General features: G+C 43.5%; 18 protein-coding genes. 9 read left to right on the top strand and 9 right to left on the bottom strand.

Features of this window, described 5'->3' with window-relative positions:
- Positions 1–98: 98 nt before the first annotated feature.
- The 5 genes from JJQ94_RS19460 to JJQ94_RS19440 all read right to left on the bottom strand — a co-directional run bounded on the left by JJQ94_RS19460 (position 99) and on the right by JJQ94_RS19440 (position 8,278).
- Positions 99–884 (bottom strand): hypothetical protein, encoded by a 786-nt coding sequence (locus tag JJQ94_RS19460; protein ID WP_099030143.1) that lies wholly within the window; start codon positions 882–884, stop codon positions 99–101.
- 59 nt (positions 885–943) lie between these two features.
- Positions 944–2,923, bottom strand: coding sequence for a flavohemoglobin expression-modulating QEGLA motif protein (locus JJQ94_RS19455; RefSeq protein WP_172439929.1), 1,980 nt, complete (start codon positions 2,921–2,923; stop codon positions 944–946).
- A complete protein-coding gene (gene gshB / locus JJQ94_RS19450; protein WP_010372154.1) occupies positions 2,907–3,953 on the bottom strand; it encodes a glutathione synthase in 1,047 nt (348 codons plus the stop codon). Before gshB ends, JJQ94_RS19455 begins: the two co-directional genes overlap by 17 nt.
- Before the next feature lie 146 nt (positions 3,954–4,099).
- Positions 4,100–5,740, bottom strand: a complete 1,641-nt coding sequence (locus JJQ94_RS19445) for a methyl-accepting chemotaxis protein (protein ID WP_099030145.1) — start codon at positions 5,738–5,740, stop codon at positions 4,100–4,102.
- A gap of 306 nt (positions 5,741–6,046) precedes the next feature.
- Positions 6,047–8,278, bottom strand: coding sequence for a S9 family peptidase (locus JJQ94_RS19440; protein ID WP_099030146.1), 2,232 nt, complete (start codon positions 8,276–8,278; stop codon positions 6,047–6,049).
- Between the two features lie 112 nt (positions 8,279–8,390).
- On the opposite strand from JJQ94_RS19440, the gene JJQ94_RS19435 reads away from it, so the two are divergent.
- From JJQ94_RS19435 to JJQ94_RS19425, 3 genes are all read left to right on the top strand, one after another.
- Positions 8,391–8,783 (top strand): HIT domain-containing protein, encoded by a 393-nt coding sequence (locus JJQ94_RS19435; RefSeq protein ID WP_099030147.1) that lies wholly within the window; start codon positions 8,391–8,393, stop codon positions 8,781–8,783.
- A 136-nt stretch (positions 8,784–8,919) separates the two neighbouring features.
- A complete protein-coding gene (locus JJQ94_RS19430) occupies positions 8,920–9,201 on the top strand; it encodes a hypothetical protein (protein ID WP_010606121.1) in 282 nt (93 codons plus the stop codon).
- Positions 9,202–9,468: 267 nt separating this feature from the next.
- Complete coding sequence (locus JJQ94_RS19425; RefSeq protein WP_172439930.1) at positions 9,469–9,618, top strand: hypothetical protein; 150 nt, start codon at positions 9,469–9,471, stop codon at positions 9,616–9,618.
- 244 nt (positions 9,619–9,862) lie between these two features.
- On the opposite strand, the gene JJQ94_RS19420 is transcribed toward JJQ94_RS19425, so the two are convergent.
- Positions 9,863–11,548, bottom strand: coding sequence for a dipeptidyl-peptidase 3 family protein (locus JJQ94_RS19420; protein ID WP_099030148.1), 1,686 nt, complete (start codon positions 11,546–11,548; stop codon positions 9,863–9,865).
- Positions 11,549–11,946: 398 nt separating this feature from the next.
- Between JJQ94_RS19420 and JJQ94_RS19415 the strand changes: the two genes are divergently transcribed.
- A complete protein-coding gene (locus JJQ94_RS19415; protein ID WP_099030149.1) occupies positions 11,947–12,786 on the top strand; it encodes an HDOD domain-containing protein in 840 nt (279 codons plus the stop codon).
- Between the two features lie 87 nt (positions 12,787–12,873).
- Here the strand turns inward: JJQ94_RS19415 and JJQ94_RS19410 are convergent, their stop codons facing one another.
- The 3 genes from JJQ94_RS19410 to JJQ94_RS19400 form a co-directional block, all read right to left on the bottom strand.
- Positions 12,874–13,767, bottom strand: a complete 894-nt coding sequence (locus tag JJQ94_RS19410; RefSeq protein WP_099030150.1) for an EamA family transporter — start codon at positions 13,765–13,767, stop codon at positions 12,874–12,876.
- A gap of 353 nt (positions 13,768–14,120) precedes the next feature.
- Entirely contained in the window at positions 14,121–15,035 is a 915-nt protein-coding gene (rdgC, locus tag JJQ94_RS19405; protein WP_099030151.1) for a recombination-associated protein RdgC, read from the bottom strand.
- Between the two features lie 158 nt (positions 15,036–15,193).
- A complete protein-coding gene (locus tag JJQ94_RS19400) occupies positions 15,194–16,954 on the bottom strand; it encodes a sensor histidine kinase (RefSeq protein ID WP_010372128.1) in 1,761 nt (586 codons plus the stop codon).
- A gap of 198 nt (positions 16,955–17,152) precedes the next feature.
- Between JJQ94_RS19400 and JJQ94_RS19395 the strand changes: the two genes are divergently transcribed.
- The 5 genes from JJQ94_RS19395 to glyA all read left to right on the top strand — a co-directional run bounded on the left by JJQ94_RS19395 (position 17,153) and on the right by glyA (position 23,914).
- A complete protein-coding gene (locus JJQ94_RS19395; RefSeq protein WP_010372125.1) occupies positions 17,153–17,518 on the top strand; it encodes a response regulator in 366 nt (121 codons plus the stop codon).
- 240 nt (positions 17,519–17,758) lie between these two features.
- Positions 17,759–20,173 carry a bifunctional aspartate kinase/homoserine dehydrogenase I gene (thrA, locus tag JJQ94_RS19390; protein ID WP_099030152.1) on the top strand — a complete coding sequence of 805 codons (2,415 nt, stop codon included), beginning with the start codon at positions 17,759–17,761 and terminating at the stop codon, positions 20,171–20,173.
- A 5-nt stretch (positions 20,174–20,178) separates the two neighbouring features.
- On the top strand, positions 20,179–21,117 hold the full coding sequence (thrB, locus tag JJQ94_RS19385) for a homoserine kinase (protein ID WP_099030153.1): 939 nt from the start codon (positions 20,179–20,181) through the stop codon (positions 21,115–21,117).
- Complete coding sequence (gene thrC / locus JJQ94_RS19380; protein WP_099030154.1) at positions 21,117–22,400, top strand: threonine synthase; 1,284 nt, start codon at positions 21,117–21,119, stop codon at positions 22,398–22,400. The genes thrB and thrC overlap by 1 nt, the downstream gene beginning before the upstream one ends.
- Positions 22,401–22,657: 257 nt before the next feature.
- Positions 22,658–23,914, top strand: a complete 1,257-nt coding sequence (glyA, locus tag JJQ94_RS19375; RefSeq protein WP_099030155.1) for a serine hydroxymethyltransferase — start codon at positions 22,658–22,660, stop codon at positions 23,912–23,914.
- The last annotated feature ends 20 nt before the right edge of the window (positions 23,915–23,934 follow it).

The following is a 23,934-nucleotide window of genomic DNA, read 5'->3' as shown; positions in this document are numbered from 1 at the left end:
TTTCCAACAGCAAAATCAATGTCGAGTGGATAGGCCGACAGAAGATAAGTGGGAAATTACGGACGAAAAACCGACTTATCCCGCTTCCTTCTAATTCACTACGCGCCTTTGGGTAAGCTCATATAGGCGCGCACGATTCTGTCTCTAAATGCTAAATCCGCTGCCTTTTCGGCAGCTCTGTAAAGTTGGCAAAACCCCTCGGGCTTTCCTGTTTGCAATAAAATGTCATCTAAAGCATCGACGCCAGTTAGGGTCTGCTGCCAGCGAGATACGATAACAGAGTCAGGCTCTGGCAGCTGACAGAGGATTTGCTCAGATAGCCTAAACTCACTGTCGGTAGCGACTTTGATCATATCGTCATTGGCCGCAGCTAACCAAGTAGCGCCTTTTGCGTTGACACAAATTAACGGTAAATAAGGTGCGATGGCTGGAAAGGCTGTGTTTTTAAACACCTCCACTTGCCAGTAAGCGCGAGCAATCTTCACAAACTGCTCGAAATTAGTGATGGCTGAAAAGCCTGATTGTGCGATGGGTTTGATTTCAACTCTGGGTTTGTTTGCATTCACGGTATCGTTTGCGGTATCTATATACCAATCTCCCACCAACATCGCATTTTGAAAGTACTCATCGCGTAGCGAACCCCATACTTTTTTGAGCTCGGCATTCTCTTTAAGCATGTAATTTCTGAGTACAGATAAACATTCTGAATTTTGCTTGAGCTCCGTGGTGACGAGTTTAAACATTTCATCGCGAATTTCTAGGCAGCGACCAAGCGGGTAGGGTTTATCTGAAAAATAACTGTACTTTGGCGCGAGCGTAAGATCGGCTTTGAGACGAAGGTTTGCCAGCTCAAAAGCGAGTAAATCTATTTCCTGTTGTGTCAAAACAAAGCCACTGGGTAGATACTAGTTGGCACTAGTATAACCACAGTGGCAAATTTGACCTATTTAATTGAAGAAATTAAATAACTTAGGATCGCATCAGGCTCGGGATCTCGACTCGTATCCGGCAGGTATTTAGGCCTTGTGAATATACCTTGCTCTACTAACGCGTCCAGCGCATCTAAGTGCGCAATGCCCGTTTTACCGAGATATAAATTATCTAAGCTGCGGGTATTGGCAAGCTGCACTATGTCTTTAAAGCCTTTTAGGTAGAGGTGATCTTTAGTAAAGCCACCACCACGGAAAATACGCGTGGTCAGCGCAAAGGCTTCATTGACGTTTAATACACCCGAGTCAGCTAAAAACTCATACACTTGATAGAATTTATCGCCTTTAAGTAGCATGTTAACCGCAATCACCCTAAGCGCTAATACTTTTAATCGTGTCAGATTTATTTGCCCAGATTGATACTCGCGATAGATGGCAAGGCCTTCTTGGGTGTAGGTATTGCCAGGTAAACCTAAGTGCAGCACTTTAAGTTGCTGGGCGTCAGCATTTAAGGTCGTGAGTAAGTGCACGCCAATTTCATGCTCTATCAAGGCATTGATATCAAGCTCAGATAGCATCGCACTGCTATTCACAAGCAGAAGACGTTTACTATTGTCGACCATTGCTTTGGCAACGAGCTTGCTTGATATAGCGACCTTACAAGGTAAGCCCATGGTCTCAATCGCTTGATTAAAACGTACTAAGGCTTGCTCGGCTGTAATGTCTTTTTTTGGCAAGGTTTCGGTTTCGCGCGCGTGCAGCAAGAAGGTCGCATTATTTATATCGTTGTAATCCGGCTCACCATAATAGCGTAGCGAGTTATACAAAAAGGCTTCGCGACCAATTTGGGTGATCAGTTCGATTTTAGTGGCGTAGCTGTCGATCACTTTACGATATAAATCTTTTACGATCGGATCTTGGATTTTTCCAACGGGCAAGCGATAGAGTTGCTCTTTAAACTCATACGGGTCAATTTTCAGCGGGCGATATTTAAACGCAGGCTGGTAATGACGTTTCGAGAAAAAGCGACGTTTCTCTTGTGCGATATTACTTGGGTTAACGTAATGCAGCGTTTCAAGGTTTCTGGCTATGCGGTACAGCGCAGAGTCCACGTTAATCAGCGCAGGGTCAAGCTGCGACGTGGATTTTGCTTTGCGAAGTGGCTTATAGCAGTGATTTTTGGCAAATGTTTTTGCCGTTTTACTCAAAGCAACATGCATGTTGCGCTGCAGTTTTTCAAACACCACAGGGAATAATTCGCCGCTGTTTTCGTCCATAAAGACTTTTTTCACTTCCAGCGGTACCACTAAGGTGTTATCAAAGTGGCTGGTAATATATTGCGCTTGATAACCATGGCCCTGAAAAACCGTGTTTTCCGCACAGTCCACCAGCTGGCCTGCCAGCTTTTTCAGTCCTAGCTGTTTTTTCAACTCATCTAATACGGCGCGAAAACGCAAGGTATCGAGTTGCGCGGTGCCAATGTTAAAGGTTGGTGCATAAGGGTAGCTACGAATTTGATAGTTATAGCTGTGCACATCAAATAGCAAGCAGGCTCCAAACTTACGCTCAAGTGTGGTTAACAGCGCACTGAGTACGCGGTAATAGGCTGCATGCTTTGACAAGCTAACATCTATGTCTGCATTTGGTAGCGCTTGGCTCCACACTTGTTTGCCCCATGCTTCTTTGTATATCGCAAGCTCTGGCGCACGGTTAAGATCGTATTCGTAACGTGAGTCACGCGCAATGAGCGTGATGGGTAATGATTCAATCATGCCGTCGGTAAACGGATCTTCCTCTTGTAAACGCTCAGCATCGCTAATGGCGAACAAGCCTTTTAGGCTAGCACGGGTGCGGTGGCCTGCGTGTACAGCAGTGGCGACATAAGGCACGTATTCCCTCACTTCGAGGTGAAAAGCACCTTCAGCAAATTGTCCACTGATGGGTTTGCCGGCTTCAAGCGCGGCAATGATGGCTTGTTCAGATAGCATGAGCATCTTCTATTACTTGACGGAATTGGTTTTTGCGATGCGTTACTAGCTCTTTGGCGTGCACCACACTCTCTACAAAATCAATAACTTGCACTTGCAGCTTACAGCGGTTTAAACGGTTAATACGGGTTATCCCGCCAGGCGAGAGCACGTTAACTTCAATAAGCTTGCCGCCTATCACGTCAATGCCAACAAAGTACAAACCATCACGCACAAGCTTAGGACCGATATGCTTACATAGCGCTTTTTCTTGGTTGGTGAGTTTGTGTTTCACCACTTTGCCACCGGCATGTACGTTGGCACGCACTTCATTTGCTGCAGGCACACGTTTCATGGCGCCAATCGGTTCGCCGTTAAGCATTAGGATGCGAACATCACCCTCGTCGGCACCTTCAACATAGTCTTGTAAAATGACGTAGTTGCTGCCTTTACCAGCCTCGTCGCCACCAATATAAAACTCAAGGAGTGAGCTAAAGCTTTGTTTCGCGCGTTTTTCAACGACGATAACACCGCGACCACCAAAGCCATCAAGCGGCTTTAAGATCATTTTCTCTTGCTCTGACTCAGAGAATATACGCTCTAAATACTCTTTGTTTTTAGATACATGCGTATTTGGAATAAACTCTCTCGCAATGCCTTGGAAAGACGCTGTGTATAGCTTGTTATTAGCAATGCGCAGGCCATCAATGTCGTTGATGATGAAAGTATCATCACGAACAGAGTCCAAAAAGTTCATCGCCAAGGTATCAAGCGGCGGATTAGCGCGCATAAATATCGCGTCAAAACCTGCCAAAGGAAGCTGTACTTTTTTAAACTCAGCTTTGTTGTAAAAACTCACGAAGTTGTCAGATACTTTTTGGCCCGCAACAAATACATCACAGAAGGCACTAGCAACACTTTCGCGAATAGTGAGGTTGTTTACGGTGGTGATGGCAACGACGTGACCGCGCGATACGGCTTCATGGATAAGTCTCAGCGTGCTGTCGTTTTCAGCTTCTACACGCTCCCAAGGGTACATAATAAAACAGATTTTCACGGGCTATTCTGCTCAGCAAATAAATTGGCAATATAGCGGTAAAATAGCTTAGATGCTCACGGATTATTTTTATCGACAAGATAAGGAATATCAATCATCTATTGGGCAAGAAGCAGAGCACTGACAGGTGCTCTGCAGGGTGGATATCATACTCTAAAGCGGTTAACTATGTCACTCAATTCGTGACTTGCTCGTGTTAGTTGTTCACTGGTGTTGTTAAGCGAATGCGTGGTATCCAAAGAATGATGGGTGGAGTCAGAAAGCTGGGCGATCCGCTCATTAACTTCTTGCGCTGCAAGACTCTGCTCATCGGTGGCTTTGGCGATGTGGGTATTCATATCCGAGATGGCGTCAATCAGGCGTTCAATCTCAGTCAGTGCGTTATCGGCAAGCTGTACTTGGTCAACCGTTTGCTCCGAGATTTGTTGGCTGATTTTTACTGCTGCTACAGCTTGTTGCGCTTCTTTTTGCAGTCGCTCTATCATGTTGTGGATTTCATCTGTGCTTTGACCCGTGCGACTTGCAAGGGTACGTACTTCATCTGCAACTACGGCAAAACCTCGCCCTTGTTCACCTGCTCGAGCCGCTTCTATCGCCGCGTTTAACGCAAGTAAGTTGGTTTGCTCCGCAATGCCTCGAATAACATCGAGCACCGAACCTATATGCTGACTCTCTTGTGCAAGGCTCGTCGTTGTCACACTTACAGATTGAATTTGCTCCGATAGCTTTTTAATGGCGGCGATGGTTTGAGAAATAGTTTGTTTGCCTTTTGCGCTGTAATTGCGAGCGTCTGCAGCAGAGTGCTCGGCAGTATCTGCATTGCTACTTATCTCACGAACTTGCATGGTCATTTGTTCGGCAGCCGTGGCGACTTGGCGACTATTGTCATTTTGCGATTCAATAAATGCCAAGTTCTCTTCGCCAGCCGCTTTTACTTGGTTGGCCAAGGTTTCAACTTCTTTGGCGTTATGGGCCACTGTTGCGATGGAATGACGCATCTTCTCGGTATACAAGTTAAAGTACTTGGCAAGTGCGGTGATTTCATCTTTACCGCTTTCGTCGAGTTGTCGAGTCAAATCGCCTTCGCCTTGAGCGATATCTTTCATCATGTCTTTGGCTTGTTGAATGGGTGTGATGATGCTCTTACTAATGAGTGCGCTAAACGGGAATAGCAGCACAATGAGTACAGCCATCTCAATTAATAGCAAATTTCGAATATAGGCAAACTCAGCTTCGATAGTGTCGAGGTACACACCGGAGCCGATGATCCAACCCCAAGGTGTAAACGCTTTGACGTAAGATATTTTTTCGACAGGGGCTTCTTTGCCGGGCTTTGGCCAAAGGTAGGGAACAAATCCTGCACCACTTTTTTCTGCCACTTGCACCATTTCAACGAATAAGCGTTTGCCATTGGGATCTTTTGATTGGCTGAGATCTTTGCCGTTAAGTTCGCTTTTAAATGGGTGCATCACCATTTTAGGATGATAGTCGTTGATCCAAAAGTAATTGTTACCTTCGTATCGTAAAGCGGCAACGGCATTAAGGGCTGCGGATTGAGCTTGCGCTTCAGGGAGTTTCCCAGATACATATTGTTGATGAAAGTAAGCCACTAAACTATAGGCATTTTCAACAAGGTTTTGAGTTTTATGATATTGCTGCTTTTCGAGCGCATCATACTGTTGCGATAAGCTCACTGCGCTTTGAAGGATAACGCCGATAATAACCACAATGATCAGTAGCGCGAGCCGCTGGAAAATGGTGAGGTTTCGGAAAAACTGTTTGGACATAACGCAATCCTTATGTCGTTTTCATTATTAAAAATAGAAAGCGGGCGCGAACGCCTTATTGATACTAACTTGCCAAGCTAAATGTTCTAATTTAAGACATGTGTTTAGGTGAATTAGTATCAGCCATGCTAATTAATCTTAGTAGTAATAACTTGAGATAGAACAATAATTTCAGTTTTTCTTAGTCTTGAAGAATAAACAATTAGACCAATGGACTAGAACTAAATGTAGAGAAAAGGAGAAGAAACGCCCAGTTCATAAGAAGTTGGGCGTTATTAAGTGTTTACTTAAGACAATTAGAGTAGGCTATTTAGCTTCAACCTCAAAATGACGATTAAAGAAGTCAGTAATGGTTTGATGCAAGTGGGTTTGTACTTTTTTGCCACGTAAGCTGTGCTTCGAGCCGGGGTAAGTCATCATTTCAAATGGCTTAACCTCGTCCTGCAATTGCTTAAATAGTTTCGTTGCATGGGTAAATAGTACGTTATCATCCGCCATACCGTGATAGATCATCAGCGGGCCTTTTAGTCCATCGGCGTATGGGAATACCGCGCTTTGCTCATAGCCCTTTGCATTTGTATCTGGGTGACCCAGGTAACGCTCAGTGTAATGCGTGTCATATAGAGCCCAATCGGTTACTGGCGCACCAGAGACACCAGCTTTAAAGTAGTCGCCAGCTTTAAACATTGTCATCAGCGCCATATAACCACCATAGCTGTGACCATAAATACCGATACGCTCAGGGTCGACGTACTCTAGCGTACGCAAGAACTCTACGCCTTTAATCTGGTCAGCCACTTCCACTACACCTAAGTGCTTGTAGATAGGATCTTCAAACTTTTTACCCCGGTTGTAGGAGCCGCGGTTATCAAGCTGGAAAATCACATAACCTTGCTGAGCTAGATATTGGAAGTACAAGTTTTTGCTACGCCAGCTGTTGGTCACACGTTGTGCGTGAGGGCCGCCATACACGTTCACAATAACAGGATATTTCTTACCGTTTTCAAGCTTTGCTGGCTTAAATAAGCGGTAATACATGGTTTGACCATCTTCCGCTTTAAGCGTGCCATATTCTGGCGTGGCTAGATTGCTCAAATACGGTGTTAACGGATGTTCGTTATTCAGCGCATTTTCTTCAAGCCAAGTAACAAAGTCACCATTCACTTTTCGTAGCGCAACGGCTGGTGGACGGTTTACAGAAGAGCTTTTATCGATAAAGGTACGGTTATCTTTTGCCAGTACGACACTATGATAGCTGCCTTTTTCGGTAATACGTTTTGCATCGCCATCTTTGAAAAGTGGTACGCTGTATAGGTGGCTTTCAAGCGGCGTGTCTTTGCGGCCGGAGAAGTATACGATGCCTTTTTTCTCATCAATGCCCTGAAGGCTTTCAACAATCCAATCGCCTTTAGTGATTTGGCGCACAAGTTGGCCATTGGTTCTGTACAGGTAAAGGTGTTTAAAGCCATCGCGCTCAGAAGCCCAAACGAAATGTTTTTTGTCCTTTAAGAATTCAAGGTCAAAGTGTAGGTTAATCCAAGTATCACTGGTTTCGGTTAGGGCGACTTGCTGTTTTTTGCTTTTAGTATCGTAAAAGCGCAGTTCCAGTTTTTGCTGTGAGCGATTTTGCCACTGGTATGACAATGTTTTGTTGTCTCTTAACCAATTTGCACGGGCAATATAGATATCTTTATCGTCGCCTAAATCAATCCAATCCACCTTTTGGTCATTGATTTTTACAACACCTAATTCAATCTCAACGTTATCAGTCCCGGTGTATGGGTATCGTTGATTGAATAGCTTGACCTCTTCGGCATAGATTTCGTTACGAATGGCTTCTTGAACTGGGCTTTCATCAATGCGCGTGAAGGCAATTTGTTGTTCATCACCCGACCACCAATAGCCCGTCATACGGCTCATCTCTTCTTGAGCAACGAACTCAGCCATGCCGTTTTTAATTACGCCACCGCCGTCTTTAGTTAATTGCGTTTCTTTACCCGATTTAAGATCAATGGCATAGAGGTTTTGCTCACGAATAAAAGAAACAAAATTGCCTTTTGGCGAGAAGCGAGCGTCGGTTTCGAATGCTTCCGTTTCCGTTAGTTTCTTGCTCTTACCTGAAGCGATTTCATAGTAGTACAAGTCGCCATTGAGTGGGAAAAGCAGCGCTTTACCATCTTTGGACCATTTGTATTCTAAAATACCACGGCCAAAAATACGTTGACGCTCACGACGTGCCTTTTCTTCATCTGAGAGGTTTTCTGGGCCAGAAAACAGCGCCGCAGAATCTACCAACAAGCGGTTGGTATTGTCTTTTAGATTGTATTCCCAAAGGTCGTAACGGTTATAGTCTTCTTTTTTACCTTGAAGATAAGTAACACGAGAACCGTCAGGAGAAAATTGCAGTTTTACAGGTGCTTTACCTGAAAGAGACGGGTCGTCAAAAAGTCGCTCTAGCGTTAGTTGCTCTGCGCTAGCGGTGACAGAGGCAAGCGCTAACGGAAGGGCGATGGTGTAGTGTTTAATGCGAGAGTGCACGGTAGCCACCTTGTTATATTTTTAAAGTCTGATCGGATGGTAATGAAGCCGCTTTGCAATAGCAACAAATTCGGATAGAGTGCCGAGTAAATAGGATTTATAGAATTTCACTATGTCATTTGAATTAGCTAAAGAATTACAACGAGACTGTATCTTAATTACCGAGTGGCCGCTGTGTAGCGTGTTGTTAATGAACGATGTTCAGTACCCTTGGTTTATCTTAGTACCTAGGATTGTGGGCGCGAAAGAAATTATTGATTTACCTGAGTCGCAGCTAGTTCAATTTTGGCAAGAATCGGCCAAGCTGAGTCGTTTGTTACAAGACACCTTTACCCCAGATAAATTGAACGTGGCTGCGCTTGGTAATATGGTGCCGCAACTACATGTGCACCACATCGCACGATTTAAAACCGATATTGCATGGCCAAAACCAGTTTGGGGGCTCTATCCAGCAAAACCCTACGGTGATGAGGAAATTGAGCAGTTAAAGGCGAGTTTTGCTTAAATCCTCAAAAAGGCAATGAGACTGTAAACACATCAAGCGCTTTACAAACTTTTAAGCTCTACGTGTTTTGTGTTTATATCTGGAACTGTTATAACTGAAATTGACTTTTGCCGTTTTAAATCAAGGAGTACGCGATATGAATAAAAGTTTAGTTGTTATTTTGGCAGTATCATTATTATCCGCCTGTAAGGCGACTGTGCCAGAGCCTTATCAAAAAGATCGTGAACCAGAATCCAGAACTGAATATAGTGGTGTGGAAGGGTTGGCGCAGCAACAGCAAGATCAAAACTATTTGATGCGCAAAGAGCTACAAGACAAATGCGATGATGCGAAAGTAAATTTAGCGATTGCTAAATCTGACAAAGCCACAAAAGCCATCAAAAAACACCAAAGAGAAATCAAAGATTATTGTATCTAGGATTAATTACCGAGCAACTGTTATCTTGCTTAAAGGTAACATCAACAGGAATATTCGTTTGTTATTATCTGAATTAGCTTATTTTTTTATAGTTTGATGGCTCTTTTATGAGAGGCAAAGTAAAAGTAAGATGTTGATACTGTTGTTTCGTAATTGTAATTAGTTGGTTTTATAAAGTTTAAATTATAGTGATCTTTTTTTTTGACGGTGATTTTCTTTTTCGATAGTATAATTTTCCCTTTTTTGGGTAATTCAAAGGGTGAAATTATGAAATTTAGAAATTTAAAGTCATGTGAGTTAAAGTCTGTATTTGGTGGTTCTTCTAACCAAGTTAGAGAAAATGCCGAGACGGCAAAAGATGTTTGTGGCAAAGGCAACGTGAAGTCTGTTACAAAAGACGGATTTGAATGTAAGTAAGCTGTGGGTAGTCAATATGAAACTTATTTTGCTTGTATTACCTTTGACTCTAATCGGCTGTACCTCTTCTAACAATGTTCAATTAGTAGAAAAACATGCTGAGATGGCTGTTGTAGAGTGTGGCAAGGGCAATGTTAAATCGGTATCAACGACTAGCTTTACCTGTAAAGAAAAAGCTTAAGCGTGAATATTGGATTAAAAGGCGTTTCATATGAAGCGCCTTTTGTTTTTGATGATACTGAAGTTACAGCCCTAGCACCTGCTTACCTTGCTTAAAGGTAACATCAACAGGAATGTTCGCTTTGGAAAGCTTATCTAGATCTTTTTGTAGTTCCGCTTTGATATCGCCGTGTGTGGCGATCAGTTGATCTACTTTTTGATAGTCGCCGTCACCTTGTAGCGTTAGGATAAGGTTAGACAGTTTCTCCATCGCTGCGCCCATCTTCTCCATATTCACTTGATATAAACCATCCGTGTTCTTAGAAAACGCGCCTTCTTCTTTAAAGAAGTTAAAGCGGATCATGTTCGCTTTACCATGTGCACTGGATGCGCCAAAACGTACTGAGCGGAAGATACCAGCCATAAAGGTGATGTAGTAATCCTCAAGCGTACCTTCGGTGATCTCGCCTTTTTTAAGTAGTTGCTCAACCATATATAGGCCTAGGATATCTGCTTTGCCTTCTTCAAGCGCACTGGCGTGTTCTTGCAGTGATTGGCGCACAGTACCTTTACCTGTAATGGTATTTTTAATGCCCAGACCATGGGCTACCTCATGGAACATGGTATTAGCAAAGAAAGCATCAAAGGTGATGTGTTTACGTTGCTCAGGGACGATAAGTTGATCAGCAATTGGTACTAAGATCTTATCGAATTTTGCGCGCATGGCGTTTTTAAGCTGTAGGCGACGCGTACCTTTTTGGAGTTGCACTTCTTCGTCATTTGGCAGGTTAATCGCAATGGTTTTACTACCCGCGTTTGAATGGCCTGCATAATAAATGACGTCATATGCGTTTAGGTCGGCATCAGAGCCTGGTACTTCTTGCTTGTATTTTTCATCAACAGGCAAGCCGGTTTGTAGCTCAGGTAAAAAAGCGGCAAACTTAGCGAGACGCTCACTCCATGCCAAATCTTTAACCAGAACGTAAGACTCAAAAGCGGCGCGATAGCCAAATAGCTGGTCTTCATAGGTTTCAATTGGGCCAATCACCACATCAATCGGGTTATTCTTCATGTCCATCCAAGCGAAATCAGATGCTTGGTAGCTATTATTGACTAATGCATCTGCGCGCAAGTTTAAGTAGTTTGCAAACTCTTTGTCTTGTGCCAGTTTACTTGCTTGGCGTAAAAGCTCTGCGGCTTTATCCAATTCTGCTTTATATGCGGATGAGTAAGAAGTGCTGTATAGCTTGCCGTTTTCATCGCGGCGGATAATAGAATACAGTCCTGTTTTATCTTTTACATCGGCGTTATTTAGCTCGTCTTTGGTGATGTCGCTTGGGTAAAACTCCGCGCCCAGTGCTTTTTCTTCAAAGCCAGAAAGAAAAACTTGGTCGCCATTTAAACGATCCCAAGGCCCATAGTTAATGTCCGCGAATTGGCGTACTTTTTCGTCTGAGATTTTGCTTAGGAATGTTGCTTTGTCTTCGCCGAACGCTTGTTGCCAAAATAAATCATCCATAATAACCGAAGCGTCGATGAGTATAGCTAGCATCTTTTTCTGGTTATCGTTTAAGTGACTTAAGTCTGTTTCGAGTGTTACTGGGGTATAAATATCTAGCCGGTCTTGAGATGCATTAACTAGCTTATAGCCTGATTGTTTAGTATCAGCTTGTGCACTAGTTTTCTCAGTTGAGGTTGATGGCTCAGAGCAGCCAGTTAGGGTGAGACCTGTTGCAAGTGCGATTGCAACCGAAATCATAGAGTGTTTCATAATGCTCCCTTGTTGTCTGTGTTCTATTTATGTGGCGATCACCTTACACGATTTTGTATCACAATACTTAGTTAACTTAGATTGGGGTGTGATACGCAAGCCGCTGTTAACGTGAAAGGTCATCATTTGTGTCCAGCTGTGGGTCATTTTCAGTATTTTTGCGGCAAAGTTTGCCACAAAGCACCATATGTCATGAATTCTAACTTGCTAATTATTGAGGGTATATAAATAAAATATTATTTTTTAGATTTTCTTAACTTTATCCGAAAGTTAGACAATACTTAGGTTATCGATACTAAAAATCAGCAGTGTGACCTCCAGCAAGCAAGTGCTTACTTTTGCCATAAGCTCACGCTTGCAGTCAGGTCTTTTATTCAGTTATTAAGGGATTTGGTTTCATGTCTACAGAAAATGCTTTGCTCACGATTCTAACTGACAGAATCAATAACGACACCTTGGTATTGCCGACATTACCTGAAATCGCAGTGCGGGTTAGGCAAGCGGCAGATGACCCTGAAATTAACTTGATGCAGATGGCTGACGTAATTTCTCACGACCCGGCCCTTGCAGCACGTATGATCAAAGTTGCCAATAGCGCTTTTATGGGCCGTTCGGTGAAGGTAAACACCTTAAACCAAGCAGTAACTCGTATCGGTCTCAGACAAATCAAGAATATAGCGACTGCAATGGCGATGGAGCAGCTATTTGTTTCTAATAACAAGCTTATCAAGACTTACATGGACAAAGCTTGGCAGAAAACCCTAAAAGTTGCTTGCCAAGCGATAACAACGATGGATTTTTATCTTCGTGTCAACAAGCATACATCGCTTAACAAAGATACAATCACGTTGGCTTCTTTGGTGTTTAATATCGGTGTCTTACCGATTTTGACGGAGGCTGAACGTCACCCTGAAGTGTTTGCCAATCCAAGCTTTTTGGCTCATGCCATCCAGAAATTAGGCGGCAAGATTGGTGGTGCAATAATGCGAGAGTGGGAGTTTACCGATGAATTTGTTGAAGTCGCTGAGTCATGGGCTAACCCAAACTATAAGCCTGAACATGTGTGCTACGTCGATTTTATTCGAGTAGGGGCTATAGTGGAGGGGATTTTACAGGTGTCAGATAAGTCAGCTGCTCTAAAACTCTACGAGGAAAAAGGCGTGATCAGAGCTGTAAATATATTTGCAGATGAAGCTTATCTTGAAACACTAGAAGACGTTAAAACGATGTTTGCTTAATATTCTTGTAACTCTACAAGTAGTTTTAGCGTCTTTGCTTCATAGGTAATACGTGAACATAAAGACCTCATTTGAGGTCTTTATTGTTTAGGATAAAGCCTCAGCCGGAGGCTTTCTAAGTACTTTACTTAACCGAGCACCTGTAACTGAAATCGTTAAGCCACATAAAATAAAACCACCCCCAATAGCTTCCATTAACATCAACTGCTCATTAAGTAATAAGGCTGAACCTACAATGCCGACAATAGGGATTAATAAAGCAAAAGGCGTCACTGCTGCGGCCTTGTGATTTTTAAGTAGCCAACCCCATATTGCGAATGCAATCAGCGTCGAGATATAACCCACATAGGCAATGGATAACCAAGACTGTGTTGGGGTGTTCAGTAGTAAGGTCAATGGAGCGTCAGTTTCAATAAAATAAGACAGTGTAAAAAGTGGCAATGGTGGCACTAGGCTTACCCAAACAATAAAATGGAGTAAATTAACGTCTTGCAGGCGCTTCATAATGAGATTTGAAAACGACCAAAATAATGCCGCGAATAGAATGAGCACCGCGCCCAATATTGTCGTTGACCCAGAGGAGTTGATAAAAAACAAACTAAAGCCAAACGTTGCAATGCTAATCCCCACCACTTGAAAGCGATTCATGGTTTCCTTTAACAACAAAACACTTAGCAATATCGTGAAAATGACTTGGGCTTGTAGCAACAAAGAAGCAATGCCGGCTGATGCGTTTGACTCCATCGCAATAAACAGCAAGCTAAACTTAAGCACACCTAAAAACAGCCCAACACCGAGTACGTTCCATACCGACGTTTTAGGAAAAGGAATGAAGAATACTGCAGGGATCGCGACTACCAAAAAACGCAAGCCTGAGAATAAAATAGGAGGCAATTCTGCTAGGCCAAATTTAATGACCGAAAAGTTAAGCCCCCAAATTATCACTACCATCAAAGCCAATGAAATGCTTTTTACATTCACGCGCGTCAAACTCCGTTTAATTGTACGAGTTACCGTTGCTGGGTATCGGACTACTGGCGTAAATTGTCTTCGATACCTGAAATTCAGGTTAGCAAAGCGTTACTGCCAAAGCCGAATTCCTATCATGCCATTGAAGAGTAAATAAAGCGCGACAAATGCGTTGGTTAGTGCAAATAAAGTGGCGAGCCAGTAACTAAACGCTGGTACTTGAGTGCGTTTAGTCCGTTCGCTATTGGCGCAAAGTGACCTTGTGAAGATAGCGTATTGAACTGGACAAAGAAAAATTGATAGCCATATCCGCTATCAATTTTTCGTACCCAAAGGTCAACAGACTCTAGATGATTGATACTAAATTAAGACTCTAAGCCTTCGTCGTCACCAAGACCTTTGGTTAGATCTTCTAACAACTCTTTGATTTCTTCCGAGACCAAAATAAAGTCAGCATCAAGTTTAACGGCTAGATCTTCTTTTGGAATATCCGCATTTTGGTCCTTAAGTGCTTCTGCATAGCTTAAACGCTTTAATGTGCCATCGTTTTGTAAAACGAATTTCACGCGCTCACGCCAATCTAACGCGAGTTTAGTCACACGTTTACCGTTTTCTAGGTGCGTTTTGATTTCGTCTGATGAAAGGTCATGTTGTTTTAACTTGACTTGAGCGCCGTTGTCGTCTGGCTCTTGCAACTCAGCGTCGGTGCCTATTGCAAAGCCTTCAGGTGCACTAAACTCGGTGAGCCAGTGTGTTAGCTGTAAGTCTAAATCATAGTTTGCAAACGCAGGTACAACAGGAAGTGTGCCCAGAGACTTACGCAGTAGTGCAAGTAGTTCTTCCGCTTTATTGAAGCTGGCACTATTTACAATAACCCAACCTGATTTTTGGTCGATAAAAGCAAATTGTAGGCTCGATTTTTTGAACGCTTGAGGTAATAAAGTGGCTAGGATATTTTCTTTAATATCGTCTTTTTCTTTTTTCTTTACTGGACGATTTTCTTGCTGCTCTATTTGCTCAATTTTTTCGGCGACCATTTCGTTAATCACGGCGGCTGGTAGCACTTTCTCTTCTCGTTTAGCACATACTAAAATGCTGTCTTGTGAGAAATGTGAAAGCATCTGACCATGTTTACCGAAGGCTTTTGTCCAGCCAAAAGTGGTCATGTCTTGGCTACCACAAGGACGAAAAATATCCTGCTCGAGTGCTTTTTCGAAATCTTCTTGTGCGTAAGTTACATCTTGTTTGAATTTGTAGCAGATTAAGTTACTGAACCACATAGAAATATGCCCGTCTGGAATAAAATTGCGGTCATCATAGCAAAAAGGTCACAGCTTGTATTCCACTAGATGATGTTTGATGGTGGAGGGAGATATCTTGCTCCAATACGCCACTGTGCAGCTTGGCGTATTGGATGGTTGTCGTGTACTAAACTTGGTTAGCTAAACATCGCCATTGGTTTTTGTAAGTCTTTTGGGAAGCTGATGTAGTAGGTGAGGCCTTTGCCTTCTTCACTATTTACTTCGATATCCCCATTCAAGGTTTGTTTTACGAGGTTTAGGGTAATATGGGTACCAAGCCCACTGCCTCCTTGATCGCGTTTGGTCGTAAAGAAGGGGTCAAACAACCGGTCTAGTTGGGCTTTACTTACGCCCTTGCCGTTGTCTTTGTAGACGATATTTACCATACCATTGTCTTCTTTAATTTTAATATCTATTTGTCCTTGGTCTTGATTTTCAAAACCATGGATCAAAGAGTTCATGATAAGGTTAGTGAATATTTGGCTAATTGCCCCAGCTGGTAAATTTAGCGTCATGTCTTCAGGGCATTCAACATTCACTTGATGATGAGTTTTCTTCAATTTTGGATGTAATGAGCGGATCACTTCACCAAGGTATTGCTTCAGGTTAATGGTACGAACCGCTTCACTGGCCTGATCGACTGCAATTTGTTTAAAGCTTGCGACAAGCTCCGATGCGCGGTCCAAATTGGTGGTAAGTAGGCTAGCACTTTGCTTTGCTTCGCTAATGAATTCTTCTAACGCTTTTGGTGATAAGGTTTTTCCGTTGTACGCCGCTTCAAGCTGATCTAAACGTTCCTGCAAGAACGACGTCGCAGTCACGCCGATACCAACGGGCGTATTAATATCGTGCGTAATACCGGCAACGAGGCCACCAAGTGCCGCCATTTTTTCAGAGCCCACTAAGCGCTCTTGTGCCATGTTCAGCTCATCTACGTATTTCTCAAGCTCTTTTTGTTTTGTTAATAGTTCTTCTTCTGTTTGTTTTCTTAAATCAATCTCTTCTGTGAGCGTTAACTTCTGCTTTTCTAATTCATATTTTTGTTGCTGGAGATCCATCATCGCTTGGCTCAGGTTTGAGGTCTTACGTGCGACTTCTTGCTCCAACTGAATATTATGTTGATCAAGCTTTTCATTGCTGATCAAAAGCTCTTTTTGAGTTTGATCGAGCTTTTTACGATATTCAGAGACCTTATCAATTAGCTTATTGAATGCCTCTTCCATGATCTTTAGTTCATTGCGCTCTTTTGCGCCGATATCTATTTTATGACCGTCAACGTTGTCGACCTCAAAGTCTTCAATTTGCTCGGTGAGATCGCTTAGTGGTTCGGTGAGTAGCTTTCTGAAGGCAATTAAAAATAGAATAATCAAGAATGTCGTCTTAATCATCGCATTACCTATCAAAAAGTAAATAGAGATCATGATGCGACTAAAGACGACCTCTCGGCTAGAAAATAATGTTACGTCACCGACTTGAGTTGCACGTCCCGAGAACTCAAAAATCAACGGAAATGTGTAACCAAACAAACCAGATGGTGTATCTTCGATTATTGCTTCTTCTTGAACAAGCTGTTGGCTATATAGCTCGTGAATATCTAGTGAGCGGCCAAGCTGTGAAATAATTTCACCGCTGTCATCCCGTACAATAATTCCTTCGATCATGGGGATCGCAAGTAGGCCCTCAGCCGTGGTAACGGTCTGCTTCGTATTGAGTTCCCAAATGGCACGGGTCAAACTGCGGCTAAAGGTTTTTTGCAGCATGGTAAGTTCATTGCGAATATAGTCTTTGGTATTGACGTATTCAGCAACGATTTGACCACATGTGACGACAAAGGTTAGAAGGAAGTAAACCGACAGCACATTGGTGAGCAATTTTTTTGAGAGGCTTTTTTGCAGCATGAATTAAGCTGAGCTCCTACGGTAAGTTCATCGCCTTTGTATAATCTGTTTTTAAAGTTAGCTAATAAATGGTTAAAAATAAATAATTATCTTCATTAAATATGCTTTTTAGCGCCTTACCTAGGAAAGTTTAATGTGTTATAAGATAGCGATATCCAGTGACCGTTTTATTAACGATAGTACAAGACTGACCAGTTTATGAGTTATTCCGTCTTAGTTTGCGATGATTCGGCTGTCGCCCGTAAACAAGTCATTAAAAACTTACAAAGCAAATTAGACCTGACCTTGCACCAAGCACAGAATGGCCAGCAGGCGATTGATTTACTGAAAACTCAGCAAATAGATTTATTGTGTCTGGATTTAACCATGCCAATACTTGATGGGATTGCTGTGTTAGAGGCAATAAAAGCACACCGAATTGAATGTTTCGTGGTGGTTATTTCGGCAGATGTTCAGGCCAAGATGAAAGAAAGAGTAGCAAATTTGGGGGCGTTAGGGTTTTTAGAAAAACCGGTTAAAGCAGAGCAGTTATTAGGATTACTGCACCAGTTTGGTATCCGATAACTTATCTATGCAAATTACAAATGTCACTATTAAAAATTTGCATAATCTATTTTACTCTTTCGTATTGACAGCGCGGCTAAACTTCAGGCAATCTAAAATTATGAAAACGAATATTATCACTACGACCATTATTACAACCACCATCCTAACGGGATAGTGGCATAGGTCAGTGCGAGTTTGAAAAAGGCCTGTGTTCACTAAGAACACAGGCCTTTTTTGTTTTTGGAATGAGGAAAAATGATGCGAGTACTAAAGTTTGGAGGGTCTTCCCTCAAAGATTTTGCCTGTTTACAAAGAGTCAGCGAGCTAGTTAAAGACCATGGCCAACAACAAGCGCTTATCGTGCTGTCGGCTCCCGGTGGCATGACAGATCAGCTCGTTGAGCTTGCTGATTTGGCTGGACGAGGAGAAGCGTTGGACTCCCAGTGGCTGTCATTTACTTCCCGCAGCCAAGGCTTACACGATGAAGTGCAAGCGGTGTACGGCGGTGTTGTAGGCTGGCCTGACTTTGAATTACTTAAGAATAAATTAGATGGCGCCAAGTTACTGGGACACTGCCCAGATCAAGCAAGAGCCTATGTGATTAGTTTTGGCGAACGCATTAGCGTTGCGCTGATGGACACCATGCTGCAATCAGACTCCGTAGCGCTTAGTGCTGACGCTTGTGTAAAAACGCAGGGCGGGTATCTCGATGCCGAGGTTGACCTTAAGCTAAGTAAATTATGTTTTGCAGAGTTAGTGCGTGCCCAAGCGTCGCGTTTTTATATCATGGCGGGCTTTACTGGAAGCAATGAAGCGGGCGAGCTGACAACACTTGGTCGCAATGGTTCTGACTACTCTGCGGCAGTCGCTGCTGCGTGTCTTGAAGCCGAAATCTGCCAAATCTGGACTGACGTTGATGGAGTCTACAGTGCAGATCCTCGCCTGATAAAGAAAGCGACTAAGGTCGACGTGCTATCTTATAAAGAAGCCATGGAGCTATCTTATTTTGGCGCTAAAGTGCTGCACCCAAAAACCATTTTACCTTGCGCCAAAGCCGATGTGCCTTGTGAAATTAAAAATACTCATGACCCTGAAGTGCCGGGCTCACTGATTTGTGCTCAGGGCGGCGGAGAAGCTCCAGTAAAAGCACTTTCGAGTCTAGATAAACTGGCTATGCTGACCGTGGCAGGGCCTGGAATGAAAGGCAAGGTTGGCATGGCTGCTAGGGTCTTTTCCGCACTGGCATCAGATAATGTATCCATCGTACTTATTACGCAATCTTCTTGTGAATTCAGCATCAGTTTCTGTGTCCATGAGCAAGACTTAACACTTGCGCTGGTTGCGCTTGAACAGGCATTTGAGCTTGAAACGCAAGCAGGTTTAATCGACCCAATTGAAGTGCAACGTAACCTTGCTATCGTTACTTTGGTTGGCGACAACATGAAAGCGCACAAAGGTCTTGCGGCCAAATTCTTTGCGTCACTTGCACAGGCTCAGGTGAATATTGTTGCCATCGCGCAGGACTCAACGGAGAGTTCTATTTCGGCGGTGGTTGACGGTGAACTTTGCCAAGATGCAGTAAAAGTGTGTCACGAAAACTTCTTCACGCACGTGCCATCCATCGATGTTTTCTTGATTGGCTGCGGTCTAGTGGGTCAAGAATTAATGAAGCAGTTTCATAAGCAGCAAGCATGGCTTGAAAAACGCAATATCCGTTTGAATCTCTATGGCATTGCAAACTCAAGTAAGTGTTACTTAGACCCAGAAGGCGTACCGTTTGATAACTGGGAGCTGGCGCTTGAGAAAGCGGAGTCGGGCTTTGATTTACAACAGGTGAGCCAGTTTGTTAGACAAAATCATTTGATTAACCCTGTGATTGTCGATTGTAGTGCGGCTCAGTTTGTTGCCGATGGCTATTTAGACTTTCTTAATGCGGGCTTTCATGTCGTTGCGGCTAACAAAAAAGCCAATACTGGCAGCTATGAGTATTATCAGTCACTACAACAGGCTGCACTTGCTAAGCGCCGTCACTTTCTATACGAAACCAACGTTGGCGCCGGACTCCCTGTATTAGATAACCTTAAATTGCTGTTTGGCGCAGGAGATGAACTGCTTTCATTCAGTGGTATTTTGTCTGGCTCGTTATCGTATATCTTTGGCGTATTGTCGGATGGTTTATCGCTATCGGAAGCGACAGAGAAAGCTAAACAAAGTGGTTTTACAGAGCCAGATCCGCGCGATGACTTATCTGGTACGGATGTTGCGCGTAAGCTGCTTATCATTGCCCGTGAATCGGGGCTGCCGTTGGAGCTCAGTGATATTGAAGTTGAATCAGTATTACCTGAAGGGTTTGCTGAGGGCGCCAGTGTTGATGAATTTATGGCGCAATTACCGCAATTAGATGATGCTTTCGCAGCGCGTATTGCTGCGGCAAAAGCACAAGGCCAAGTGCTACGCTATGTCGGTTCAATCGTTGACGGTAAATGCCGCGTTGGCATTGAAGCCGTAGACAAAGAGCACGCTCTGTACGATATTCGTGATGGTGAAAACGCACTGGCTATCTTAAGTCAGTATTATCAACCAAAGCCTTTTGTGATCAGAGGTTATGGCGCGGGCGCAGAAGTAACCTCTGCAGGCGTATTTGCTGATATCCTAAAAACGCTGTCGAGGTAGGAGTTATGAAAACGTTTTATGCACCAGCGTCAATGGGCAATTTTTGTGTTGGCTTTGACGCCCTTGGCGCCGCACTCCAGCCTATTGATGGCAGTTTATTGGGTGATCAGGTCAGTGTTGAAGCCGCAGAGCGTGATACGTTCAATTGTATTGGTCCATATGCTGAAAAGCTCTCCGCCGATCCTAAAGACAATTTGGCGTTTCAGTGTTTACAGCACTTCAAACAGCATGTGGCACCAAACATGCCTGCGGTTGCCATGACCTTATATAAAGGCCTTCCTGTTGGTTCTGGTTTAGGCTCTAGCGCTTGCTCTGTGGTTGCCGCTTTTGCTGCACTCAATGATTTTGCCAATACGCGATTAAGCCAAGAGGCGCTCATTGAATTGATGGCCGACTTTGAAGCAAAGGTCAGTGGCGGTCGTCACTACGACAACATCACGCCATGCTACCTTGGTGGACTACAACTGACGGCAGACTGCATTCCAAGTAAAGCAATCAGTGTAGCGCATGATGAAAGCTGGTTTTATGTTATTGCATATCCTGGCTTTGCATTGAATACAGCGAAAGCAAGGCAAGCACTACCGCAGCAGTTTTCTTTGCATGATACGGTGGAGTTTGCCCAGCGACTGTCAGGCTTTTGTTTATTGATGCAGTCAGGTCAATTTGACAAAGCACTGTCGATGATGAAAGACAGTATTGCCGAAGAAGCGAGAGCGCCACTCATTGCTGGCTTTAATGAAGCAAAAGACGCGCTACCAGCCCTAGGTGCCGAACTGGTGAGTATTTCAGGGGCAGGGCCCACACTATTTGCTATTTGTAAGTCAGAGCAACAGGCAAATGCAGTGCAGCAATGGCTGCAACAAAACTATATAAATGAAGCTGGGTTTAGCCATATTTGCCGATTAGATAAGCTTGGCACAAGAGAATTAAAGGATCAAAAGTAATGAAATTAGTGAATTTAAAAGACGAACAGCAGATAGTCTCATTCGTTGAAGCGGTAAAAATCGGTTTAGGTCGTAACCAAGGGGTCTTTTTTCCTCCTACATTTGAGCGTATTGCGGATGTTGATGCACTACTTGAATTACCTTTTGCTGAGCGTAGTGCCAAGGTATTACATCACCTTATTGGTGATGAACTACCACAAGATACGCTCGATGCGATGGTAAAACGCGCCTTTAATTTCCCAGCTAAGTTAGTCGAAGTTGCTAAAAATCAGCATTGTTTAGAGCTTTTTCATGGACCAACGCTGGCGTTTAAGGACTTTGGCGGTCGCTTTATGGCGGAATGCATTAGCATGTTTAATCAAGGTGAGCGCGTGACTATCCTCACGGCAACAAGTGGTGATACTGGTGCCGCCGTTGCCCATGCATTTTACGAAAAAGAAAATGTCGATGTTGTGATCCTTTATCCTCATGGCAAAATTTCGCTTGCCCAACAAAAGCTGTTTACAACACTTGGGAAAAACATTCATTGTTATGCTGTAGATGGCAGCTTTGATGACTGCCAAGCGATGGTGAAGTCTGCATTCCTTGATGACGAAGTAAAACAAAAGCTTGGTCTTAATTCGGCAAACTCCATCAACATCAGCCGCTTAGTGGCGCAAGTGTGTTATTACTTTGAAGCGCTAGCGCAATTACCTAAATCTCAGCGTGATAAAGTGCATGTTTCAGTGCCAAGTGGTAACTTCGGTAATGTCTGTGCGGCGATGATTGCGGCCGCGATTGGACTGCCTATTGCCAAATTAAGTGCCACGACAAACCAAAATGATACTGTGCCCCGTTACATTGCCTCGGGTGAGTGGCAACCAAACGACACTTTGGAGTCACTCTCTAATGCGATGGACGTGAGTAAACCTAATAACTGGCCTCGTGTTGAAATCATGCTAGATAGAGGGGATTTTAACAAACATGACTTTTATTCACGTTCGGTGTCAGAAGTTCGGACTCAGTCGGTAATGCAAGAATTACATGATAAAGGTTACTTGGCTGAGCCGCATACTGCGATAGCCTACGAGGGATTAGCGCTGGACTCTCAAGCGGATGAAATCGGAATTTTCCTTGCCACTGCACATCCTGCGAAGTTTAAGGAATCTGTAGAAGGTGTTTTAAATCAGCAGCTTGATATGCCAAAACCGTTGGCCGATGCATTGCAAAAACCATGTTTGGCAGAGCCGCTTAGTGCAGATTATGATGCTTTGAAGGCAGCAATATTAGCAAAACTCAACTAAATCAGAGAGCCTATCTGAGTGGGTAGAACGCCTACTCAGATAAGGTCAATTACAAGACTATATTAGCTTTTCAAATGCAACTTAGGTTGTCTTATTTAAAATATTAATGTTTAAATAAAAAAATATCATCGCGATAGGGGTGTGAAATAAATTCAATCCTTGCTTAAATATGCCCATGCTGATTTCATAGGCAAACTGGTTATCTTGTGATGCTAGATTGTCTTTAAAAATACCCTTACGTTTACCTAGGAGAAACCATGTTAGAACGTAACATGAATATTGCAGATTTTGACCCAGAACTATTTGCAGCGATTGAAGCCGAAACTTCACGTCAAGAAGAGCACATCGAGCTTATCGCTTCTGAGAACTACTGTAGCCCACGTGTACTTGAAGCGCAGGGTTCTCAGCTAACAAACAAGTATGCTGAAGGTTACCCAGGTAAGCGTTACTACGGCGGTTGTGAGCACGTAGACGTGGTTGAGCAACTTGCGATTGACCGTGCCAATGAGCTATTTGGTTCGACTTACGCAAACGTTCAGCCTCACGCTGGCTCACAAGCAAACGCGGCGGTATTCCAAGCGCTACTTCAGCCACATGACACTGTGCTAGGTATGAGCCTTGCTCACGGTGGTCACTTAACGCACGGTTCACACGTAAACTTCTCAGGTAAAACGTACAATGCTATCCAGTACGGTCTAAACGAAGAAACTGGCGAAATCGATTACGCGCAAGTTGAAGCGTTAGCACTTGAGCACAAGCCAAAAATGATCATCGGTGGTTTCTCTGCGTACTCAGGTATCGTTGACTGGGCTAAGTTCCGCGAAATCGCTGACAAAGTAGGCGCTTACCTACTTGTTGATATGGCGCACGTTGCAGGTCTAGTCGCCGCTGGTATCTACCCAAGCCCAGTGCCTCATGCACATGTTGTAACAACAACAACGCACAAAACACTAGCGGGTCCTCGTGGTGGTCTTATCATCTCTGCTTGTGATGATGAAGAAATCTACAAAAAGCTAAACTCTGCGGTATTCCCTGGTGGTCAAGGTGGTCCTCTATGTCACGTTATCGCTGCGAAAGCGGTTGCGTTCAAAGAAGCACTACAGCCAGAGTTCAAGTCATACCAAGAGCAAGTGGTTAAAAATGCACAAGCTATGGTTGCGGTACTTCAGGAGCGTGGTTATAAAGTGGTTTCTGGCAAAACTGAAAACCACCTGTTCCTACTTGACCTGATTGATAAAGACATCACAGGTAAAGATGCGGATGCAGCGCTTGGCCGTGCAAACATCACAGTAAACAAAAACTCTGTACCAAACGATCCACGTTCACCGTTCGTTACTTCTGGTCTGCGTATTGGTTCTCCTGCGATCACTCGTCGTGGCTTCAAAGAAGCTGAGTCGAAAGAGCTTGCTGGCTGGATCTGTGACGTACTAGACAACATCAATGATGAGTCTGTACAGGCACAAGTGAAAGAAAAAGTAAAAGCAATTTGCGCTAAATTACCTGTTTACGCATAATTTCGCTCACAAAAAAGCAG

Origin of the sequence: Pseudoalteromonas sp. GCY, assembly GCF_016695175.1 — a bacterium.
Lineage (GTDB): Bacteria > Pseudomonadota > Gammaproteobacteria > Enterobacterales > Alteromonadaceae > Pseudoalteromonas.
This window is presented reverse-complemented; position numbering and strand designations above follow the sequence as displayed.